17 protein-coding genes are annotated in these 21,013 nt (G+C 57.5%); 14 read left to right on the top strand and 3 right to left on the bottom strand.

The window, feature by feature from the left end; translation table 11 throughout:
• The 3 genes from ccoS (at position 1) to nusG (ending at position 1,158) form a co-directional block, all read left to right on the top strand.
• Positions 1 to 159: a cbb3-type cytochrome oxidase assembly protein CcoS gene (ccoS, locus tag ACR0MS_RS13805; RefSeq protein ID WP_170355309.1), complete on the top strand. Its 159-nt coding sequence runs from the start codon at positions 1 to 3 to the stop codon at positions 157 to 159.
• A gap of 68 nt (positions 160 to 227) precedes the next feature.
• Positions 228 to 425, top strand: coding sequence for a preprotein translocase subunit SecE (gene secE / locus ACR0MS_RS13800; protein WP_171124314.1), 198 nt, complete (start codon positions 228 to 230; stop codon positions 423 to 425).
• 199 nt (positions 426 to 624) lie between these two features.
• Positions 625 to 1,158: a transcription termination/antitermination protein NusG gene (nusG, locus tag ACR0MS_RS13795; RefSeq protein ID WP_170415591.1), complete on the top strand. Its 534-nt coding sequence runs from the start codon at positions 625 to 627 to the stop codon at positions 1,156 to 1,158.
• 129 nt (positions 1,159 to 1,287) lie between these two features.
• Here the strand turns inward: nusG and gntH are convergent, their stop codons facing one another.
• The gene (gntH, locus tag ACR0MS_RS13790; RefSeq protein WP_480577740.1) at positions 1,288 to 2,544 is read right to left on the bottom strand and encodes a guanitoxin biosynthesis MBL fold metallo-hydrolase GntH; all 1,257 of its coding nucleotides are present in this window, start codon (positions 2,542 to 2,544) and stop codon (positions 1,288 to 1,290) included.
• Positions 2,545 to 2,877: 333 nt separating this feature from the next.
• Between gntH and rplK the strand changes: the two genes are divergently transcribed.
• Positions 2,878 to 3,327, top strand: a complete 450-nt coding sequence (rplK, locus tag ACR0MS_RS13785) for a 50S ribosomal protein L11 (protein WP_010440985.1) — start codon at positions 2,878 to 2,880, stop codon at positions 3,325 to 3,327.
• A 1-nt stretch (position 3,328) separates the two neighbouring features.
• On the top strand, positions 3,329 to 4,027 hold the full coding sequence (gene rplA / locus ACR0MS_RS13780; protein WP_171124308.1) for a 50S ribosomal protein L1: 699 nt from the start codon (positions 3,329 to 3,331) through the stop codon (positions 4,025 to 4,027).
• A gap of 68 nt (positions 4,028 to 4,095) precedes the next feature.
• Here the strand turns inward: rplA and ACR0MS_RS13775 are convergent, their stop codons facing one another.
• Positions 4,096 to 5,073 carry a phosphotransferase gene (locus tag ACR0MS_RS13775; protein ID WP_480577737.1) on the bottom strand — a complete coding sequence of 326 codons (978 nt, stop codon included), beginning with the start codon at positions 5,071 to 5,073 and terminating at the stop codon, positions 4,096 to 4,098.
• A 453-nt stretch (positions 5,074 to 5,526) separates the two neighbouring features.
• Here ACR0MS_RS13775 and rplJ point away from each other — a divergent pair, with 453 nt between their 5' ends.
• The 5 genes from rplJ to ACR0MS_RS13750 all read left to right on the top strand — a co-directional run bounded on the left by rplJ (position 5,527) and on the right by ACR0MS_RS13750 (position 16,702).
• Positions 5,527 to 6,045: a 50S ribosomal protein L10 gene (gene rplJ, locus ACR0MS_RS13770; protein ID WP_170385948.1), complete on the top strand. Its 519-nt coding sequence runs from the start codon at positions 5,527 to 5,529 to the stop codon at positions 6,043 to 6,045.
• Between the two features lie 80 nt (positions 6,046 to 6,125).
• Positions 6,126 to 6,500, top strand: coding sequence for a 50S ribosomal protein L7/L12 (rplL, locus tag ACR0MS_RS13765; protein WP_170385945.1), 375 nt, complete (start codon positions 6,126 to 6,128; stop codon positions 6,498 to 6,500).
• Positions 6,501 to 6,749: 249 nt separating this feature from the next.
• On the top strand, positions 6,750 to 10,886 hold the full coding sequence (gene rpoB, locus ACR0MS_RS13760) for a DNA-directed RNA polymerase subunit beta (protein WP_480577734.1): 4,137 nt from the start codon (positions 6,750 to 6,752) through the stop codon (positions 10,884 to 10,886).
• 50 nt (positions 10,887 to 10,936) lie between these two features.
• Positions 10,937 to 15,178, top strand: a complete 4,242-nt coding sequence (gene rpoC, locus ACR0MS_RS13755; RefSeq protein WP_480577731.1) for a DNA-directed RNA polymerase subunit beta' — start codon at positions 10,937 to 10,939, stop codon at positions 15,176 to 15,178.
• A gap of 636 nt (positions 15,179 to 15,814) precedes the next feature.
• Positions 15,815 to 16,702: a DMT family transporter gene (locus ACR0MS_RS13750; protein WP_480577728.1), complete on the top strand. Its 888-nt coding sequence runs from the start codon at positions 15,815 to 15,817 to the stop codon at positions 16,700 to 16,702.
• On the opposite strand, the gene ACR0MS_RS13745 is transcribed toward ACR0MS_RS13750, so the two are convergent.
• Positions 16,644 to 17,450 (bottom strand): putative rhamnosyl transferase, encoded by an 807-nt coding sequence (locus ACR0MS_RS13745; RefSeq protein ID WP_480577725.1) that lies wholly within the window; start codon positions 17,448 to 17,450, stop codon positions 16,644 to 16,646. The genes ACR0MS_RS13750 and ACR0MS_RS13745 overlap by 59 nt on opposite strands.
• A gap of 398 nt (positions 17,451 to 17,848) precedes the next feature.
• Between ACR0MS_RS13745 and rpsL the strand changes: the two genes are divergently transcribed.
• From rpsL to ACR0MS_RS13725, 4 genes are all read left to right on the top strand, one after another.
• Positions 17,849 to 18,220, top strand: coding sequence for a 30S ribosomal protein S12 (gene rpsL, locus ACR0MS_RS13740; protein WP_005621086.1), 372 nt, complete (start codon positions 17,849 to 17,851; stop codon positions 18,218 to 18,220).
• 15 nt (positions 18,221 to 18,235) lie between these two features.
• Positions 18,236 to 18,706 (top strand): 30S ribosomal protein S7, encoded by a 471-nt coding sequence (rpsG, locus tag ACR0MS_RS13735; RefSeq protein ID WP_010441203.1) that lies wholly within the window; start codon positions 18,236 to 18,238, stop codon positions 18,704 to 18,706.
• An 18-nt stretch (positions 18,707 to 18,724) separates the two neighbouring features.
• Positions 18,725 to 20,842, top strand: a complete 2,118-nt coding sequence (fusA, locus tag ACR0MS_RS13730) for an elongation factor G (RefSeq protein WP_480577720.1) — start codon at positions 18,725 to 18,727, stop codon at positions 20,840 to 20,842.
• Between the two features lie 60 nt (positions 20,843 to 20,902).
• Positions 20,903 to 21,013, top strand: a 111-nt coding sequence (locus ACR0MS_RS13725) for a GTP-binding protein (RefSeq protein ID WP_170744588.1), incomplete at its 3' end; no start/stop codon positions are given.

Here is a 21,013-nt window from a genome sequence, read left to right as displayed (position 1 = left end):
ATGGAAGTTCTGGCCTATCTGATACCGATTTCCCTGTTTCTGGGCGGGGTTGGACTGGTCGCATTTGTCTACACGGTGCGGTCCAACCAGTATGACGACCCCGAAGGCGATGCGCGACGCATCCTCAGCGATGAATGGGACGACAAGCCCAAGCCCTGACAGCCCTTGAAATTGCCGCAATGCCCGGTTATGTCCGGCCCATCCGCTAGCAGAGAGATCCAAGCCAAATGGCAACCACAAACCCGATCCAGTTCATTCAGCAAGTCCGCGCCGAGGTTGCAAAGGTCGTCTGGCCGACGCGCCGTGAGGTCCTGCTGACCACGGTCATGGTGTTCATCATGGCGGCCCTGACCGCCGTGTTCTTTGCGCTGGTCGATCTGGGCATTCGCGGCGGTCTGCAACTGATCCTAGGCGCGTTCGGGTAAACCCGTTCGGGCGTGCGGAAACGCCGCTTGCCCCTTGCACCGCGCGCGATGTCAGAGTAGTGACGCGGGACTATTCGGAATGGGCGTGCGGCGATTCGGGCTGCGCGCCGCTTTTTATTCCGGGTCACGTGATGGAATTTCAATGACGGACGCGTCTGGTTGATTGGATGCGCCGAAAGTAAACAAGGACGACAGGTTCATGGCGAAACGGTGGTACTCGGTCAGCGTTCTTTCGAATTTCGAAAAGAAGATCGCAGAGCAGATCCGCACGTCGGTGGCTGAACAGGGCCTTGAGGACGATATCGACGAAGTACTGGTGCCCACCGAAGAGGTGATCGAAGTGCGCCGCGGCAAGAAGGTCACGACCGAGCGCCGCTTTATGCCCGGTTACGTGCTGGTGCATATGGAGATGTCGGATCAAGGCTATCACCTTGTGAACTCGATCAACCGTGTCACCGGCTTTCTGGGCCCGCAGGGACGCCCGATGCCGATGCGCGACGCCGAGGTGAACCAGATCCTGAACCGCGTTCAGGAAGGCGAAGAAGCGCCCAAGCTGATGATCAGCTTCGAGGTCGGAGAGAAAGTCAAAGTCAACGACGGCCCGTTCGAAGATTTCGACGGCATGGTCGAAGGCGTGGACGACGAGAACCAGAAGCTGAAGGTCTCGGTCTCGATCTTTGGTCGCGAGACCCCGGTCGAACTGGATTTCACGCAGGTTACGAAGCAGAGTTAAGTTAACGCTTCGCGAATTTCTAAAACACCGCGCCATCTCAGACGGCGCGGTGTTTTTGTATTCTCCTACGTCTCAAAGCCGAAACCCCAGAAAGGCTGAGGCAGAGCTTAGACAGGACCAATCAGCCTCTTATTCCTTGAAAGGAAGGCTGGTATACGCGCCAACCTCGCTGTTGCCTGTGCGTTCGTTGAAGGCTTCGATCATGTCATTTGTCGCTTGCGCGGCACCGAGGTCGATACTTTCAAGATCAAAGTCAGAAAACGGAAACTCTGCCGCAGAGTCAGGTGGCTGCTTTGCCATCTGAACCGGGGCAGGGAAGGATTCTTCGTTGGGCACGCCTTGGCGTGTTCGAATGCTATCCTTTGTTACGTTCCAAGTCATAAAGTCGGCGGCCAAGTCCAATGGGCCGTCGTAAGTTTCTCGAATTGCCGAATAGACGGCCAACGCAATGTCGTGATCGTTTTGGAAGTGATAGCAGACTGCCAACCGGGGCTCGGTTTCTGACATGATCTTGCCGAACGCCTGCGCAGCGGTGTGCCCTTGCGAGCCCACGAATATGGCTTCCGAAGGTTCAAAACCATATTTTTCGATCATGAACTCCGGTGGGGTGAAGCATTCGTGGACGGCAAGATCAACACCATTGGCATGCTCCCTCCACCATCGCGTTGGCAGCGTGTCGGACGAAAACGCAAATTTGAGACCATTCCATTCCAAAAGAAAGCTAACCGATTGTTCACCATGAATGGCGGGCAGAGTTCGAACTTGAACGCCGTTCTCGTCAAAGATGACGTTGTTGACAGCTTTCCAGTCGAATTCATTTACCTCTAGTTGCAATCCACGTGGATCAACCGCCGCGCCCCTGGTTGCTTCCTCCCAGGCCCACATCTTCATCATATGGTCTGCCCAAGATTTCGTTCCCCATTCGGGCTTGATCCCCTCAGGTCCCCAAAGGCGAACGGGCGTCAAACGGTTGTTTACGGGGCCGGTAAAGTAGAAGGCTGGAAAATCGCCTGCGTGATCAAGATGCAAGTGGCCCAGAAATACCTTGTCCAGTTGATCCAGGGGAATCCCAAGTGCCATGATGCGCTCATACGAGCCTTCGCCCATATCAAAGATGAATTTTTCACCGTTGCCCAGTTCAACAAGAAAACACGCCGCAGCCTGCTTGAGACGTGGTTGGGGCATTCCGGTTCCACATGCGATGACTCGCATTTCATCAGGGCCCAGAGTTTCGGTTCCGGGATAGTAAACGGTTTGGTTCGGGTAAGGTTCGGTTCTGGACCATTCCGAAGGTTCCTTGTTCTGCGCAACGGCGATCATCGTGGTTGCAGCAATAAGTCCAGCACCCAGCGCAATTGCAGGCACAATATTTCTGGAAAGCGTCATAAAAGGTCCTCCCTCAACGATTTTGTCGAACAAACGTACAGATTCGTCTTATCCAAGGTTCGCAATTTTTGAATACGTCTGGCAAGTTTACTTAGTCTTGGACATATCGCTGCCGTCGCACCTGCCGCGACCTTGCATAAACTTTCAGAGCGAAAGCCCAATTCGGGTTGGGTTTAGACCCCTTGCCAACTCCACCATTCCCCTATAAACGCCGCCTCTATCGTCTTCGGGCGAGATTCTCTCGTGGGAGGTTGCTGGGATCGCGATCCCGGACCGGACCACGCAACATAAACCGGGTGGGACGCGTCCTGCCTTAGTTGAAAGGAAAACCAAATGGCCAAGAAGCTTGCTGGTACAATGAAACTGCAGGTTCCTGCAGGTCAGGCGAACCCCTCGCCGCCAGTTGGTCCGGCGCTGGGTCAGCGCGGCATCAACATCATGGAATTCTGCAAGGCGTTCAACGCCAAGACCGCAGACATGGAGCCCGGCGCGCCGTGCCCGACCGTGATCACCTATTATCAGGACAAGTCCTTCACCATGGACATCAAGACGCCGCCCGCGTCTTACTACCTGAAAAAAGCGGCTGGTCTGAAGCCGGTTGGTAAGCGTAACCGCCCCCGTGGTGCCGAGAACCCCGGTCGTGAGACCGTGGCCACCGTGACCTCCAAGCAGGTTCGCGAAATCGCCGAAGCCAAAATGAAAGATCTGAACGCCAACGACGTCGAAGGCGCAATGCAGATCATCCTGGGCTCGGCCCGCTCCATGGGCATCGAGGTGAAGTAAGATGGCAAAACTTGGTAAACGCACCCGCGCCGCGCGCGAAGCTGTCGCTGGCAAGGAAAACCTGTCGATCGAAGAAGCTGTTGCCCTGGTAAAAGGCAACGCGACCTCGAAATTCGACGAGACCATCGAAATCGCTCTGAACCTGGGCGTTGACACCCGTCACGCAGACCAGATGGTTCGTGGCGTTGTCGGCCTGCCCAACGGCACCGGCAAAGCGATGCGCGTCGCTGTTTTTGCTCGTGGCCCCAAGGCGGACGAAGCGAAAGAAGCAGGCGCGGATATCGTTGGCGCAGAAGACCTGATGGAAACCATTCAGGGCGGCACCATCGAATTCGATCGCTGCATTGCCACCCCGGACATGATGCCGATCGTTGGCCGTCTGGGTAAAGTTCTGGGCCCCCGTAACCTGATGCCGAACCCCAAGGTTGGCACCGTGACCATGGACGTGAAAGCGGCCGTGGAAGCAGCCAAGGGCGGTGAAGTTCAGTTCAAGGCGGAAAAAGGCGGCGTCGTGCACGCTGGCGTTGGCAAAGCGTCGTTCGACGAAGCCAAGCTGGTTGAAAACGTCCGTGCTTTCGTTTCGGCTGTGGCGAAGGCCAAGCCGTCGGGCGCCAAAGGCACCTACATGAAGAAAATCGCGCTGAGCTCGACCATGGGCCCGGGCGTGACTCTGGATGTGGCGGCCGCTGCGGGCGAATAAGCCTTAACGCGACGCAAAAGAATTAAGCCCGGGCAGTGCAAGCTGCTCGGGCTTTTGCATTTCAAAACCTAATCTGGAGTATTGAAGGCGATATCCAGGCGCATTTCCAACCGCGTGCGCCGGAATTCCTCGAACGCGCTGCAGGTAAAGTCGGCGCGCCAATAGTCCAGCCAGTCTTTCAACAGGCGGCCGCGAATGCAGAAATCGAGGATATCCGTGTCAATCGGCAGGCGGTAGCGGCGCAGGAACATCTGCTTGTTTCGCCGCAGAATGCCGCTCCGGTCCACTGCGTTGGGGTCGCCATCCCGAAAGATATCAGCCTTGAGAAAGTCAACGATATCGTAGACGGCGAGTTTTTCGCAAACCTCGGTAAAATCCAGGCCGTAGATTTTGCCTTGTCCCATGATCAGGTTCTGCCCGTGAAAGTCGCCATGCGAAGAAACCCGCAGGTCCTCAATCCCCTTGAGGCGTTCGCCTTCGGTCACCATCGCATCAATCATTTTTCGGCTTTTTCGTGCGATGTCATCCGGGACTGCGGCTGCAAGATCGCATATGCTGTCAATCATCCATTTCGGGCGGAACCCATAATTGACGGGTGCCAGGCGGCTGTGAAAATCGCTGAGCCAAGATCCCGCCCGCCGATAGACCTGTGCCACCTGGTTATCGTCTTTGCTGTTATAGATCAGATCGACAGCGGTGGGGCGGTCGATGAATTCGGTGACCAGAAAGGCGCCTCCGGGGGACAAATAGACAGGCTGCACGACGCGGGAAGAATCTGTGCCTGCAAAGTATCGGGACAGGTCCATTAGTAACTGGAATTCGTCTTTCAGCCGCCCTGTTGCCGGAGACTCGGTGTCGATCTTGAGGGCAAAGGATCCGGCGGCTGAGCGCAGGGCCAGAACGGTCCGCGACTCTGCGAATGCGTGTGACCGATAGATACAGTCATATTGTGTCACGGGCGCGCGCAGGACCGCGTTGGAAAATTCATCTATATACGCGGTGACCCGGTCTTGTTCTTGATCCGAGAGCGGGAGGGAAGCAGCCAACGGGCCATGTCCTTGGTATTGTGCCTTTCCCCGGACTGGACCGCAGTGCGTTTTGCGTGTCAACGGCAAGAATTCCGTTTTGGTCGCGACCAACGGAAAACGTTATTGAAACCGCGCAGTTGGGCAGGCTTTGGTGGGTTGGAACAGGGGTTGATCCGGGTTGGGTAAATTCGCATTTTACCCCTTGGAAACCCCACCCAACTGCCCTAATAAGACGTGCGGAGTAAAGCGTGCGATTCGTCGTGCGCTTTATTTCGTTTCGTCCAAGACGGTGGGTGGTGCCATTCGGCCCCTTAATCTCCTGCCTGAGACGGGTAAGACCAAAGAATTCTGAGGGTCGCGATCCTCGGGCGCATTTTGGCCAAATCCCGTAACAACGGACCTGAACGCCGGGGCGTATGCCGCGGCAAATATGAGCCGGGGTGAGTGATCGCCCCAAACTTGGAGAGAACTGTGGATAGAGCCCAGAAAGAGAAAGTGGTCGAGGAACTCGGCCAAATCTTCGAAAGCTCTGGCGTCGTAGTGGTTGCCCACTACGCCGGTCTGACAGTTGCCGAGATGCAGGACCTTCGCGCACGTGCTCGTGACGCGGGTGGCTCCGTGCGTGTTGCCAAGAACAGGCTCGCCAAAATCGCCCTCGACGGAAAGCCATGTGAAAGCATTGGTGACCTGCTGACGGGTATGACCGTTCTGACCTATTCCGAGGATCCCGTGGCAGCAGCCAAGGTAGCCGAGGACTTCGCCAAAGAGAACCAAAAGTTCGAAATCCTTGGCGGTGCAATGGGCGAGAACGCTCTGGACCGGGCTGGTGTTACAGCCGTGTCGAAAATGCCGTCGCGTGAAGAGCTTATTGCTTCGATCGTGGGCTGTATCGGCGCGCCTGCTTCGAACATCGCCGGTGCAATTGGCGCACCTGCAAGCAACATCGCAAGCATCCTTTCCACCATCGAAGAGAAGGCGGAAGCTGCGTAAGCGGTTGGCACTGAATGATCTGCGTAGGGGAAACACCCTGACGTTGGAACACACACTGTAAAACGGAAAGAGCTAATACAATGGCTGATCTGAAAGCACTCGCAGAAAGCATCGTGGGTCTGACCCTGCTGGAAGCACAAGAACTGAAAACCATCCTCAAAGACGAATACGGCATCGAGCCCGCAGCTGGCGGCGCCGTAATGGTCGCAGCTGGCGGCGACGCCGGTGGCGCAGCCGAGGAAGAGAAAACCGAATTCGACGTCGTTCTGAAGAACGCCGGCGCTTCGAAAATCAACGTGATCAAAGAAGTTCGCGGCATCACCGGTCTGGGCCTGAAAGAAGCCAAAGAGCTGGTCGAAGCTGGCGGCAAGATCAAAGAAGGCGTGGACAAAGCCGAAGCCGAAGAGATCAAAGGCAAGCTGGAAGCAGCTGGCGCCGAGGTCGAACTGGCCTAAGTCAGTCCAATGGCGCATCGCTGATGCGTCGGAAATTTGGCTGGGCCCGGAGAAATCCGGGTCCAGCCGAACCTGTCTTAGAAAGGGCCTCATGAATTGGGGCGTTTTCTAAGACGCGGTTCTTGGATCGGGAGGCTGCCTTCGGGACGGTGGCCATGAATTGATCCGGACGTGTCGTCTCGAATGTGCAAGATGCCGGGGCCCGACGGTGTCTTTGCCCGCTGAGAACATCGAAAGGTGACATCTGACATGGCTCAAACGTTCCTTGGCCAGAAACGTCTTCGTAAATATTACGGCAAAATCCGTGAAGTTTTGGAAATGCCGAACCTCATTGAGGTCCAGAAATCTTCTTATGATCTTTTCCTGCGCTCCGGCGATGCAGAGCAGCCCACAGACGGCGAAGGCATCAAAGGTGTGTTCCAGTCGGTTTTCCCGATCAAGGATTTCAACGAAACCTCCGTTCTGGAATTCGTGAAATACGATCTGGAAAAACCCAAATATGACGTCGAAGAGTGCATGCAGCGCGACATGACCTACAGCGCGCCGCTGAAGGTGACTCTGCGTCTGATCGTGTTTGATGTCGATGAGGACACCGGCGCCAAGTCGGTCAAGGACATCAAGGAACAGGACGTGTTCATGGGCGACATGCCCCTGATGACGCCGAACGGTACGTTCATCGTGAACGGCACCGAGCGTGTGATCGTGTCCCAGATGCACCGCTCGCCCGGTGTGTTCTTTGACCACGACAAGGGCAAAACCCATTCTTCGGGCAAGCTGCTGTTTGCCTGCCGCATCATCCCGTATCGTGGCAGCTGGCTGGACTTTGAGTTCGACGCCAAGGACATCGTGTTCGCCCGAATCGACCGCCGCCGCAAACTGCCTGTGACAACCCTGCTTTACGCGCTGGGTCTGGATCAGGAAGCGATCATGGACGCGTATTACGAGACCGTGTCTTACAAGCTCGACAAGAAGAAAGGCTGGATCACACCGTTCTTCCCCGAGCGTGTGCGCGGCACCCGTCCGACATACGATCTGATCGACGCGAAGTCGGGTGAAGTGATTGCCGAAGCGGGCAAGAAAGTCACGCCGCGCGCGGTTAAGAAACTGATCGACGAAGGCACTGTCACCGATCTGCTGGTTCCGTTTGACCACATCGTTGGCAAGTTTGTCGCCAAGGACATCATCAACGAAGAAAACGGCGCGATCTATGTCGAGGCCGGTGATGAACTGACCCTTGAATATGACAAGGACGGCGATCTGATCGGCGGCACCGTGAAAGAGCTGATCGACGCGGGCATCACCGACATTCCGGTTCTGGACATCGACAACGTCAATGTCGGCCCCTACATGCGCAACACCATGGCTCAGGACAAGAACCTGAACCGTGAAAGCGCGCTGATGGACATCTACCGCGTCATGCGCCCGGGTGAGCCGCCCACCGTCGAAGCGGCCTCGGCCCTGTTCGACACGCTGTTCTTCGACAGCGAGCGCTATGACCTGTCCGCCGTTGGCCGCGTGAAGATGAACATGCGTCTGGCTCTGGACGCGCCGGACACCCTGCGCACCCTGCGCCGCGAAGACATCGTGGCCTGCATCAAGGCGCTGGTGGAGCTGCGTGACGGCAAAGGCGACGTGGATGATATCGACCACCTCGGCAACCGTCGTGTGCGCTCGGTCGGCGAACTGATGGAAAACCAGTACCGCGTTGGCCTGCTGCGCATGGAGCGCGCGATCAAAGAGCGTATGTCGTCGGTCGAGATCGACACCGTCATGCCTCAGGACCTGATCAACGCGAAACCGGCGGCCGCTGCTGTTCGTGAATTCTTCGGCTCGTCGCAGCTGTCGCAGTTCATGGACCAGACCAACCCGCTGTCGGAAGTCACCCACAAACGCCGCCTCTCGGCGCTTGGCCCCGGTGGTCTGACGCGTGAGCGTGCGGGCTTTGAGGTGCGCGACGTACACCCGACCCACTATGGCCGGATGTGCCCGATTGAAACGCCGGAAGGTCCGAACATCGGTCTGATCAACTCGCTGGCCACCTTCGCCCGCGTGAACAAGTATGGTTTCATCGAAACACCGTACCGCGTGGTTAAGGACGCCGAGGTGACCGATGAGGTTCACTACATGTCCGCGACCGAGGAAATGCGTCACACCGTGGCGCAGGCGAACGCGACGCTGGATGCGGATGGCAAGTTCATCAACGATCTGGTTTCGACCCGTCAGGCTGGTGACTACACTCTTGCCCCGCGCGAGAATGTTGACCTGATCGACGTGTCGCCGAAGCAGCTGGTTTCGGTCGCTGCATCGCTGATCCCGTTCCTTGAAAATGACGACGCCAACCGCGCTCTGATGGGCTCGAACATGCAACGTCAGGCGGTTCCGCTGCTGCGGGCCGAGGCACCGCTGGTCGGTACCGGCATCGAGGAAAAGGTTGCGATCGACTCGGGCGCTGCGATTCAGGCGAAACGTGCCGGTATCATCGACCAGGTCGATGCCCAGCGTATCGTTATTCGCGCTACCGAGGATCTGGAACTGGGCGACGCTGGCGTTGACATCTATCGTCTGCGCAAGTTCCAGCGTTCGAACCAGAACACCTGCATCAACCAGCGTCCGCTGATCAAGGTGGGTGACACCGTCCAGAAGGGCGAGGTCATTGCCGATGGTCCGTCGACCGATATGGGTGAACTGGCGCTTGGTAAGAACGTGGTCGTCGCGTTCATGCCGTGGAACGGTTACAACTACGAAGACTCGATCCTGATCTCGGAACGTATCGCGCGTGACGACGTCTTTACCTCGGTCCATATCGAGGAATTTGAAGTCGCCGCCCGTGACACGAAGCTGGGCCCGGAAGAGATCACCCGCGATATCCCGAATGTCGGTGAAGAAGCGCTGCGCAACCTCGACGAGGCGGGCATCGTTTACATCGGTGCGGATGTTGAGCCGGGCGATATTCTGGTCGGCAAGATCACTCCGAAGGGCGAAAGCCCGATGACCCCGGAAGAAAAGTTGCTGCGCGCCATCTTTGGCGAAAAAGCATCTGACGTGCGCGACACCTCGCTGCGCGTGAAGCCGGGCGATTACGGTACGGTCGTCGAGGTTCGCGTCTTCAACCGTCACGGCGTCGAGAAAGACGAGCGTGCGTTGCAGATCGAGCGTGAGGAAGTCGAACGTCTGGCCCGTGACCGGGACGACGAGCTGGCGATCCTTGACCGCAACATCTATGCGCGTCTGCAGGGCCTGATCCTGGGCAAAACCGCTGTCAAAGGCCCGAAAGGTGTCAAGGCAGGGTCGGTGATCACCGAGGAGCTGCTGGAAACCCTGACCCGCGGTCAGTGGTGGCAACTGGCGCTGGAAGGCGAGCAGGACGCACAGATCGTTGAGGCTCTGAACGAGCAGTACGAAGTGCAAAAGCGTGCTCTGGACGCCCGTTTCGAAGACAAGGTCGAGAAAGTCCGTCGTGGCGACGACCTGCCGCCGGGTGTGATGAAGATGGTCAAAGTCTTCATCGCCGTGAAGCGCAAGCTGCAGCCGGGCGACAAGATGGCCGGTCGTCACGGGAACAAAGGTGTGATCTCCAAGGTTGTTCCGATGGAAGACATGCCGTTCCTGGCCGATGGTACGCCGGTTGACTTCTGTCTGAACCCGCTGGGTGTGCCCTCACGTATGAACGTCGGTCAGATCCTTGAAACCCACATGGGTTGGGCTGCACGCGGTCTGGGTCTGAACATCGACGACGCTCTGGGTGAATATCGTCGATCCGGCGATCTGACCCCTGTGCGCGAGGCGATGAAGCTGGCCTATGGCGAAGATGTCTACGAAGAAGGCATCACCGGTCTGGACGAGGATGGCCTGATCGAGGCTGCGGGCAACGTGACCCGCGGTGTTCCGATCGCAACCCCGGTCTTTGACGGTGCCAAGGAAGCAGACGTCAACGACGCGCTGGTGCGTGCGGGCTTCTCGGAAAGCGGTCAGTCGGTTCTGTTCGACGGTCGCACCGGTGAGCAATTCGCACGTCCGGTGACCGTGGGCATCAAGTACCTGCTGAAACTGCACCACCTTGTGGACGACAAAATCCACGCGCGTTCGACCGGGCCGTACAGCCTGGTGACCCAGCAGCCGCTGGGTGGTAAGGCGCAGTTCGGTGGTCAGCGCTTTGGTGAGATGGAAGTCTGGGCTCTGGAAGCTTACGGCGCCGCCTACACCCTGCAGGAGATGCTCACTGTGAAATCGGATGACGTCGCCGGCCGGACCAAGGTCTATGAGTCGATCGTCAAGGGCGAGGATAACTTTGAAGCGGGCGTACCAGAATCGTTCAATGTTCTGGTTAAAGAAGTCCGTGGCCTCGGCCTGAATATGGAACTCCTGGATGCGGAGGTTGAGGAGTAAGGGCGCTGCCCTTTCTCCCGTCCCCCCTTCCGCAAGATTTGAGGTAACAAATGAACCAGGAAATCACCAACAACCCGTTCAACCCGCTGACGCCCCCGAAGGTTTTCGACGAGATCAAGGTCTCGTTGGCGTCGCCTGAGCGGATCCTGTCTTGGTCCTATGGCGAGATCAAGAAACCCGAAACCATCAACTACCGGACGTTCAAACCTGAACGTGACGGTCTGTTCTGCGCGCGTATCTTTGGCCCGATCAAAGATTACGAATGTCTGTGCGGCAAATATAAGCGGATGAAGTATCGCGGCGTTGTCTGCGAGAAATGCGGCGTGGAAGTCACCCTGCAGAAAGTCCGCCGCGAACGTATGGGCCACATCGAACTGGCAGCACCCGTTGCACATATCTGGTTCCTGAAATCGCTGCCGTCCCGTATCGGTCTGATGCTGGACATGACGCTGCGTGATCTGGAACGCGTTCTGTACTTTGAAAACTATGTCGTCATCGAACCCGGTCTGACCGACCTGACCTACGGCCAGATGTTGACCGAAGAGGAGTACATGGATGCGCAGGATGCCTATGGCATGGACGCGTTCACCGCGAATATCGGTGCCGAAGCCATCCGTGAGATGTTGGCCCAGATCGATCTGGAAGCCGAAGCCGAGCAGCTGCGTGCTGATCTGGCCGAAGCAACCGGCGAACTGAAGCCCAAGAAGATCATCAAGCGTCTGAAGGTTGTCGAATCCTTCCTCGAGTCGGGCAACCGGCCTGAGTGGATGGTCATGACCGTGATCCCGGTCATTCCGCCGGAACTGCGTCCGCTGGTTCCGCTGGATGGTGGCCGGTTCGCGACCTCGGATCTGAACGATCTGTATCGCCGCGTCATCAACCGGAACAACCGTCTGAAGCGTCTGATCGAACTGCGCGCGCCTGATATCATCGTCCGCAACGAAAAGCGGATGTTGCAGGAATCGGTTGACGCTCTGTTCGACAACGGCCGTCGTGGTCGCGTGATCACCGGTGCCAACAAGCGTCCGCTGAAATCGCTGTCGGACATGCTGAAAGGTAAGCAGGGTCGCTTCCGTCAGAACCTTCTGGGTAAGCGCGTCGACTTCTCGGGCCGTTCGGTCATTGTGACCGGTCCGGAGCTTAAGCTGCACCAGTGTGGTCTGCCCAAGAAGATGGCGTTGGAGCTGTTCAAGCCGTTCATCTACTCGCGCCTTGAAGCCAAGGGTCTGTCTTCGACCGTGAAACAGGCGAAGAAACTGGTCGAGAAAGAGCGTCCCGAAGTGTGGGATATCCTCGACGAGGTGATCCGCGAACACCCTGTCATGCTGAACCGTGCGCCGACGCTGCACCGTCTTGGCATTCAGGCGTTCGAGCCGGTTCTCATCGAAGGTAAGGCGATCCAGCTGCACCCGCTGGTCTGTTCGGCCTTTAACGCCGACTTCGACGGTGACCAGATGGCGGTTCACGTGCCGCTGAGCCTTGAGGCACAGCTGGAAGCCCGTGTTCTGATGATGTCGACGAACAACGTCCTGTCGCCTGCAAACGGCGCGCCCATTATTGTCCCGTCGCAGGATATGATCCTGGGTCTCTACTATGTGACCCTGGAACGCGAAGGCATGCCGGGCGAAGGCAAGGTGTTCGGGTCGATCGACGAAGTTCAGCACGCGCTGGATTCGGGCGAAGTGCATCTGCACACCAAGATCACCGCGCGGATCACGCAGATCGACGACGAAGGCAACGAAGTTCAGAAGCGTTTCGAGACTACTCCGGGCCGTCTGCGTCTGGGTGCCTTGCTGCCGATGAACAACAAAGCCCCGTTCGAGCTGGTCAACCGTCTGCTGCGGAAGAAAGAAGTGCAGCAGGTGATCGACACCGTCTACCGCTATTGCGGTCAGAAAGAGTCGGTCATTTTCTGTGACCAGATCATGTCGATGGGCTTCAAAGAAGCGTTCAAGGCGGGCATCTCGTTCGGTAAGGACGACATGGTCATCCCGGACGACAAGTGGGGCATCGTTGATGACACCCGCGGTCAGGTGAAGGACTTTGAACAGCAGTACATGGACGGCCTGATCACTCAGGGCGAAAAGTACAACAAAGTTGTCGATGCCTGGTCGAAGTGTAACGACCGTGTCACTGACGCGATGATGAGCACGATCTCGTCGTCGGATCGGGCAGAGGACGGGTCCGAGCAGGAACCGAACTCGGTCTACATGATGGCCCACTCGGGTGCGCGTGGCTCGGTCACTCAGATGAAACAGCTGGGCGGTATGCGCGGCCTGATGGCCAAACCGAACGGTGACATCATCGAGACGCCGATCATCTCGAACTTTAAAGAAGGTCTGACCGTTCTCGAGTACTTCAACTCGACCCACGGTGCCCGTAAGGGTCTGTCGGATACCGCCCTGAAGACGGCGAACTCGGGGTATCTGACCCGTCGTCTGGTGGACGTGGCGCAAGACTGTATCGTGCGTGAGATCGACTGTGGCACCGAGCGTGCGATCACGGCAGAAGCGGCTGTGAACGACGGTGAGGTTGTTGCCTCGCTCGCCGAACGTGTGCTGGGCCGTGTGGCGGCTGACGATGTTCTGCGTCCGGGCACCGACGAGGTGATCGTGGCCGCAGGTCAGCTGATCGACGAACGTATGGCTGACACCATTGATGAAGCCGGTGTTGCGTCGATGCGCATCCGCTCGCCTCTGACCTGTGAGTCCGAGGAAGGCGTCTGTGCAACCTGCTATGGTCGTGACCTTGCGCGCGGCACCATGGTCAACACGGGCGAGGCTGTCGGCATCATCGCCGCGCAGTCCATCGGTGAGCCCGGTACACAGCTGACCATGCGGACCTTCCACATCGGTGGTGTTGCGCAAGGTGGTCAGCAGTCGTTCCAGGAAGCCAACCAGGAAGGTGTTGTTGCGTTCGAGAACCCGCAGATTCTGGTCAATGCCGCAGGCGAAAGCCTGGTCATGGGCCGGAACATGAAGCTGGTGATCAACGACGAACACGGCGAAGAGCGTGCCAGCTTCAAGCTGGGCTATGGCTCCAAGCTGTTCGTCAAGGATGGCGCAACCGTTGCCCGTGGCGACAAGCTGTTCGAATGGGATCCCTACACCCTGCCGATCATTGCCGAGAAAGCCGGTACCGCGAAATACGTTGACCTTGTTTCGGGCCTTGCCGTCCGCGATGAGACTGACGAAGCAACCGGTATGACCCAGAAGATCGTGATCGACTGGCGCGCGGCCCCCAAAGGCAGCGACCTCAAGCCCGAGATCATTCTGGTCGGCGAAGATGGCGAGCCGGTCCGCAACGATGCGGGCAACCCGGTTCACTATCCGATGTCGGTGGATGCGATCCTGTCGGTCGAAGACGGCCAGACCGTCGAAGCCGGTGACGTCGTTGCGCGTATCCCGCGTGAAGGCGCCAAGACCAAGGACATCACCGGTGGTCTGCCGCGTGTGGCCGAACTGTTCGAAGCCCGTCGTCCGAAAGATCACGCGATCATCGCAGAAGCCGATGGTTACGTGCGCTTTGGCCGCGACTACAAGAACAAGCGCCGCATCAGCATCGAACCGGCTGACGAGTCCATGGAGACCATCGAGTACATGGTGCCCAAGGGCAAGCACATCCCGGTCGCCGAAGGGGACTTCATCCAGAAGGGTGAATACCTGATGGACGGTAACCCGGCTCCGCATGACATCCTGTCCATCATGGGTGTCGAAGCGCTGGCGGATTACATGATCGACGAGGTGCAGGACGTGTATCGTCTGCAGGGTGTGAAGATCAACGACAAGCACATCGAGGTCATCGTGCGCCAGATGCTGCAGAAGTGGGAGATACTGGATTCAGGCGACACCACCCTGCTGAAAGGCGAGCATGTCGACAAGCAGGAGTTCGACGCGGCCAACGAGAAGACCATCGCCCGCGGTGGTCGTCCGGCACAGGGCGAGCCGATCCTTCTGGGGATCACCAAGGCCTCGCTGCAAACGCGTTCGTTCATCTCGGCGGCGTCGTTCCAGGAAACCACCCGCGTGCTGACCGAAGCTTCGGTTCAGGGCAAGAAGGACAAGTTGGTTGGCCTGAAAGAGAACGTCATCGTCGGCCGCCTGATCCCCGCCGGTACCGGTGGCGCGACACAGGCCGTACGTCAGGTTGCGCAATCGCGTGACAACGTGGTCATCGAAGCCCGCCGCGAAGAGGCCGAAGCCGCCGCTGCCCTGGCCGCTCCGGTCATTGACGACGACATGGTTGGTGATGAACTGGACGTGGTGGTCGACACCCCGGAAAGCCGCGAATAAACGCCGACCCAGAAAAATAATCAGGCCCTGCGGAAACGCGGGGCCTTTTCTTTTAGTCAAGTTCGTCGACTGAGCCGGATAATGGGCGTTATGCGCCGAGGGTTAAGAACAGAAAGCCGAGCCCAAGGACAACAAAAGCACCGGTTGCAAACCAGTTTAGAAGCAGCTTTCCGCTGAATGCACTCCGGTAGACACCCCGAATAAACAGGCTGGGGATAACGGCGAACCAACAGGCTGAAACCACGGCAACAGGCATCCCGAACGCACCCGGCGCGGAGCTGTTTTTTACAGAATCCGGTGCCAGATCGGAAATCGCTTGAAGATTGAAGAACAGGAATCACACAACAAACGAGCACAGAGCACCCAAGAACATGCGGTCCAGTCTCATGGTCGGCGCGGCAGATCGCGACATGGGGCGCACAGGTTGATGTTGTGTAGCGGCTTGGTAACGACGTGGTTGTTGGCCGAAACCTTGAGAGCCTTTCTCGAACATAATCACTCCAAAAAAAATTCGTCAGAATTACTTGAAGTTTCAGCATATTGGAGCAAATTGCAATCTCATGTTTCTGGACCGAGTATTGACTTAGTACGTATCCTCCGCGCGAATGTGCGGGACGACATTCGAGTTTTGTTTCAATGACCCCAAACATGAAAGGCGCCCTGTTGATGATGGGCAGCATGGCTGCGTTTACCATCAACGATACCTTGGTAAAGGTTGCAGGGGCCGAGATACCTTTGTTTCAGATGGTGGCAATGCGGGGTGTTCTGGCAACGGTGCTGGTTTTCCTGCTGGTTCGCCATTTCGGGGCGCTGCATCTGAATTTCCCGCGTCATGACAAATGGCTTGTCGCTGCGCGCTGCCTGGCCGAGTTGTCGGCCACATTCTTCTTTTTGACAGCGCTTCTGCATATGCCGCTGGCGAATGTGACGGCTGTCCTGCAGGCTCTGCCGCTGACTGTGACGCTGGGGGCTGCGCTGTTTTTTCGCGAATATATCGGTTGGCGTCGGATCGCGGCGATCGGGATGGGATTTGTCGGCATGTTGTTGATCGTGCGGCCCGGCCCCGAGGGGTTCAGCATATTCTCGGTTTATGCGCTGATTGCGGTGGCTTCGGTGACCGCACGGGACCTGATCACACGGAGGATGTCCAGCCATGTGCCTTCGCTTGTTGTGACGCTTGCGACGACAGTGACGATTACGCTGGCCGCAAGTGTCGCCTCGCTTGCAACAGGATGGAAGCCCGTGCCGACCGAGGCGGGCATCTTGGTCGCCTCAGCCGCCGTGTTTGTGCTGATGGGATACCTGTTCAGCGTCATGGTGATGCGCGAAGGGGATGTGGGTTTTATCGCCCCATTTCGTTATTCCAGCCTGATCTGGGCTTTGGGGCTGGGCTGGGCAGTGTTCGGTGACTGGCCCGACGCGATTACAATGCTGGGCGCGGTGCTTGTTGTGGGCGCGGGTCTGTTTACGCTGTTCCGTGAACGCGCCGGACAGCGTCCTGTTCAATCGCGAAACGCGCGATAAATTCGCCTTCCTGTTCTGGGGTGAGGGGCAAAAGATCGGCGTTGTTGTTTCGGGCATGTGGTGAATCGTTGAACTGGTTCAGTGTACGGACCCACATCGGCGCGTCAGGATAGCTGATCACCGGCATGAAGTTCCCCATCCGGTAATGAGAGAAATTCATGATCGTCAGATCACACCCACCGCGCACATACATGCCCAAACCCACACCCAGCAAAGGCTGAAATTTCTGTGCGGCCAGAATTCCATTGGGCCCAAACCGCGCAAGAAACCCGCTATTATAGTCGATTGCGACAGTTTTATTCTTTTCGATCAGCCCTTTGCCATCGTGCAGGGCAATGCGCAGCCGTTCGACGAAGTCGACGGATACCGCATCGTCGTCGTCATGGCGAAATTGCAGGCAGGGCGCATCGGGGTTTTCGCGCGCGGCGTTCAGAACATCTTTCATGACGCGGCGCTGTCGCATGGGTTCCCGGGCGATGATCCTGATTTGCTTGATGCCCGCTGTCAGGTCTTGAAGGCGATCAAAGGCCGGTTTCGGCAGGCAATCACCAATCACGACCAATAGTTGAAAATCCTCGTCGGTCTGTTCTTTAAAACAGGGCAGGGTGGTTGTTTCGAACAGGCGGAACCGCTCTTCCAGACGCGCGGGGTTATAGAGATAGGCGCGGCGCTCTTCGATCGAGTCATGTTCGATCTGAAAGCCGCCATAAGCAGGGTAGGAAAAGCGGCACAGACCGATGACTTGCATGTTTCATCCATGAGGCAGGGCGTTGCCGGGGACTATGCCCACACGATCCGTCGCCCGCAACGCCTGTTGTGCTGGAAGTGCTGGGCAAACTGTGATAATTCAAGGCGAAGTCGTCGGTTGGGCGCCAGATCAGGTGTGCTGTTGACACTTGGGCCGACTCCCCCTATTACGCGCGTCATCTCGGTACCGGGGGCCGCCCCATAACCGATCTCAGTAATGGACTGGTCAAGACCCGGACAATTTTGCAGTTCGCGTCCTCTGATAACCAACCGCGACGTTCACCTCGGAATGGGAACGCTCGCGGGTTTTGCGCTTGTGGACGCATGAGTGCAGCAAAGTTTAACCGCACGCAATGCGCGTGCATGTCATGTGTGTTGCAAAACGGGGAAGAAACCGGAATGCCAACTATTCAACAGCTGATCCGCAAACCGCGGCAGCCCAAAGTAAAACGCTCGAAGTCCATGCACCTGGAGCAGTGCCCGCAGAAACGCGGCGTCTGCACCCGTGTGTATACCACCACACCGAAAAAGCCGAACTCGGCGATGCGTAAGGTTGCCAAAGTGCGCCTGACCAACGGGTTCGAGGTCATCTCGTACATCCCCGGTGAAAGCCACAATCTTCAGGAACACTCGGTTGTTCTGATCCGTGGCGGCCGTGTGAAAGACCTTCCCGGTGTGCGTTACCACATCCTGCGCGGTGTTCTGGATACTCAGGGCGTCAAAGACCGTAAGCAACGTCGTTCGAAATACGGCGCGAAGCGTCCCAAGTAAGAAGGAGAGGCTGATATGTCACGTCGTCACGCCGCCGAAAAACGCGAAGTCCTGCCTGACGCCAAATTTGGCGACAAGGTACTGACCAAATTCATGAACAACCTGATGATCGACGGCAAGAAGTCGGTCGCAGAGCGCATCGTTTACAACGCCTTTGACCGCGTTGAAAACAAGGTAAAGCGCGCACCGGTCGAAGTGTTCCACGAAGCGCTCGATAACATCAAACCGTCGGTCGAGGTTCGCTCGCGCCGGGTTGGTGGTGCAACCTATCAGGTTCCGGTCGAAGTGCGCCCCGAGCGCCGCGAAGCACTGGCCATCCGCTGGCTGATCACCGCCGCCCGTGGCCGTAACGAAAACACCATGGAAGAACGCCTCGCCGGTGAGCTGCTGGACGCTGTACAGTCCCGCGGTACTGCCGTGAAGAAGCGCGAAGACACCCACAAGATGGCCGAGGCGAACAAAGCCTTCAGCCACTACCGTTGGTAATCCAGAGGCTTATCCAAAATGGCACGCGAATATCCGCTCGAACTATACCGTAACTTCGGTATCATGGCGCACATCGACGCAGGTAAGACCACCTGCTCGGAGCGTATCCTGTATTACACTGGTAAATCCCACAACATCGGTGAGGTGCACGATGGTGCAGCCACCATGGACTGGATGGAGCAGGAGCAGGAACGCGGCATCACCATCACTTCGGCTGCGACAACCACTTTCTGGGAACGCACCGAGGACGGTCAGACCGCCGATACCCCCAAGCACCGCCTGAACATCATCGACACCCCCGGCCACGTTGACTTCACCATCGAAGTTGAGCGTTCGCTGGCGGTTCTCGACGGTGCCGTCTGCGTTCTGGACGCAAACGCAGGTGTTGAGCCCCAGACCGAAACCGTGTGGCGTCAGGCTGACCGCTACAAGGTTCCGCGTATGGTTTTCGTCAACAAGATGGACAAGATCGGCGCAGACTTCTTCAACTGCGTTCGCATGATCGAAGACCGCACCGGCGCACGCGCTGTTCCGGTTGGTATCCCGATCGGCGCGGAGTCCGAGTTGGAAGGCCTGATCGACCTGGTCACCATGGAAGAGTGGCTGTGGCAGGGCGAAGATCTGGGCGCAAGCTGGATCAAAGCTCCCATCCGCGACAGCCTGAAAGACATGGCTGACGAATGGCGCGGCAAGATGATCGAAGCGGCCGTCGAAATGGACGACGACGCGATGATGGAATACCTGGAAGGCAATGAGCCCGACGTTGAGACCCTGCGCGCCCTGCTGCGCAAAGGTACTTTGGACATCGCGTTTGTTCCGGTTCTGGGTGGCTCGGCGTTCAAGAACAAAGGCGTTCAGCCTCTGCTCAACGCTGTGATCGACTATCTGCCCAGCCCGCTGGACGTTGTTGATTACATGGGCTTCAAACCCGGCGACGAGGAAGAAGTTCGTGACATCGCACGTCGTGCTGATGACGCAATGGCGTTCTCGGGTCTGGCGTTCAAAATCATGAACGACCCCTTCGTTGGCTCGCTGACCTTCACCCGGATCTACTCGGGCACCATGAACAAGGGTGACTCGATCCTGAACTCGACCAAAGGTAAGAAAGAGCGCATCGGTCGTATGATGATGATGCACTCGAACAACCGGGAAGAGATCGAAGAAGCGTTTGCAGGCGACATCATCGCGCTGGCGGGTCTGAAAGACACCACCACCGGTGACACCCTGTGTGACGCGAAAGAGCCGGTCGTTCTGGAAACCATGACCTTCCCCGATCCTGTGATCGAGATCGCGGTTGAGCCCAAAACCAAGGGCGACCAGGAGAAGATGTCCCAGGGTCTGGCACGTCTGGCCGCCGAAGACCCGTCCTTCCGTGTGGAAACTGATCTGGAATCGGGTCAGACCATCATGAAGGGCATGGGCGAACTTCACCTGGACATCCTGGTTGACCGTCTCAAGCGCGAGTTCAAGGTCGAAGCGAACATTGGTGCACCTCAGGTGGCCTATCGTGAAACCATCTCGATGCCGGTCGAACACACCTACACCCACAAGAAACAGTCGGGTGGTTCGGGTCAGTTCGCGGAAGTCAAGCTGGAGATCCAGCCCACTGAGGCAGGCGAAGGCTATTCGTTCGAAAGCCGCATTGTTGGTGGTGCCGTTCCGAAGGAATACATTCCGGGCGTTGAAAAAGGCATCAACTCGGTCATGGATAGCGGCCCGCTGGCTGGCTTCCCCGTGATCGACTTCAAGGTTGCCCTGCTGGACGGTAAGTTCCACGACGTTGACTCGAGCGTTCTGGCGTTCGAAATCGCATCGCGGATGTGTATGCGTGAAGGCATGCGCAAAGCTGGCGCGAAACTGCTGGAACCGATCATGAAGGTCGAAGTGATCACCCCGGAAGAATATACCGGCGGTATCATCGGCGACCTGACCTCGCGTCGGGGCCAGGTGTCTGGTCAGGAACCGCGCGGCAACGCCATCGCGATTGACGCCTTTGTTCCGCTGGCGAACATGTTCGGCTACATCAACACCTTGCGTTCGATGTCGTCGGGCCGTGCCCAGTTCACCATGCAGTTCGACCACTACGATCCGGTTCCGCAGAACATCTCGGACGAGATCCAGGCGAAATACGCATAAGCGAAAATTTGAGGGAGTCCGATTAACGGGCTCCCTTCATTACCGAAAAAGGAGGCCATCATGGCAAAGGAAAAGTTTGAGCGTACAAAACCGCACGTCAACATCGGCACGATTGGCCACGTTGACCATGGTAAAACGACGCTGACCGCAGCGATCACCAAGTATTTCGGT

This window comes from Ruegeria sp. CJ2, assembly GCF_056536745.1.
Note: the sequence above shows the minus strand (reverse complement) of the source record. Positions and strands in the feature narration are given on the sequence as shown.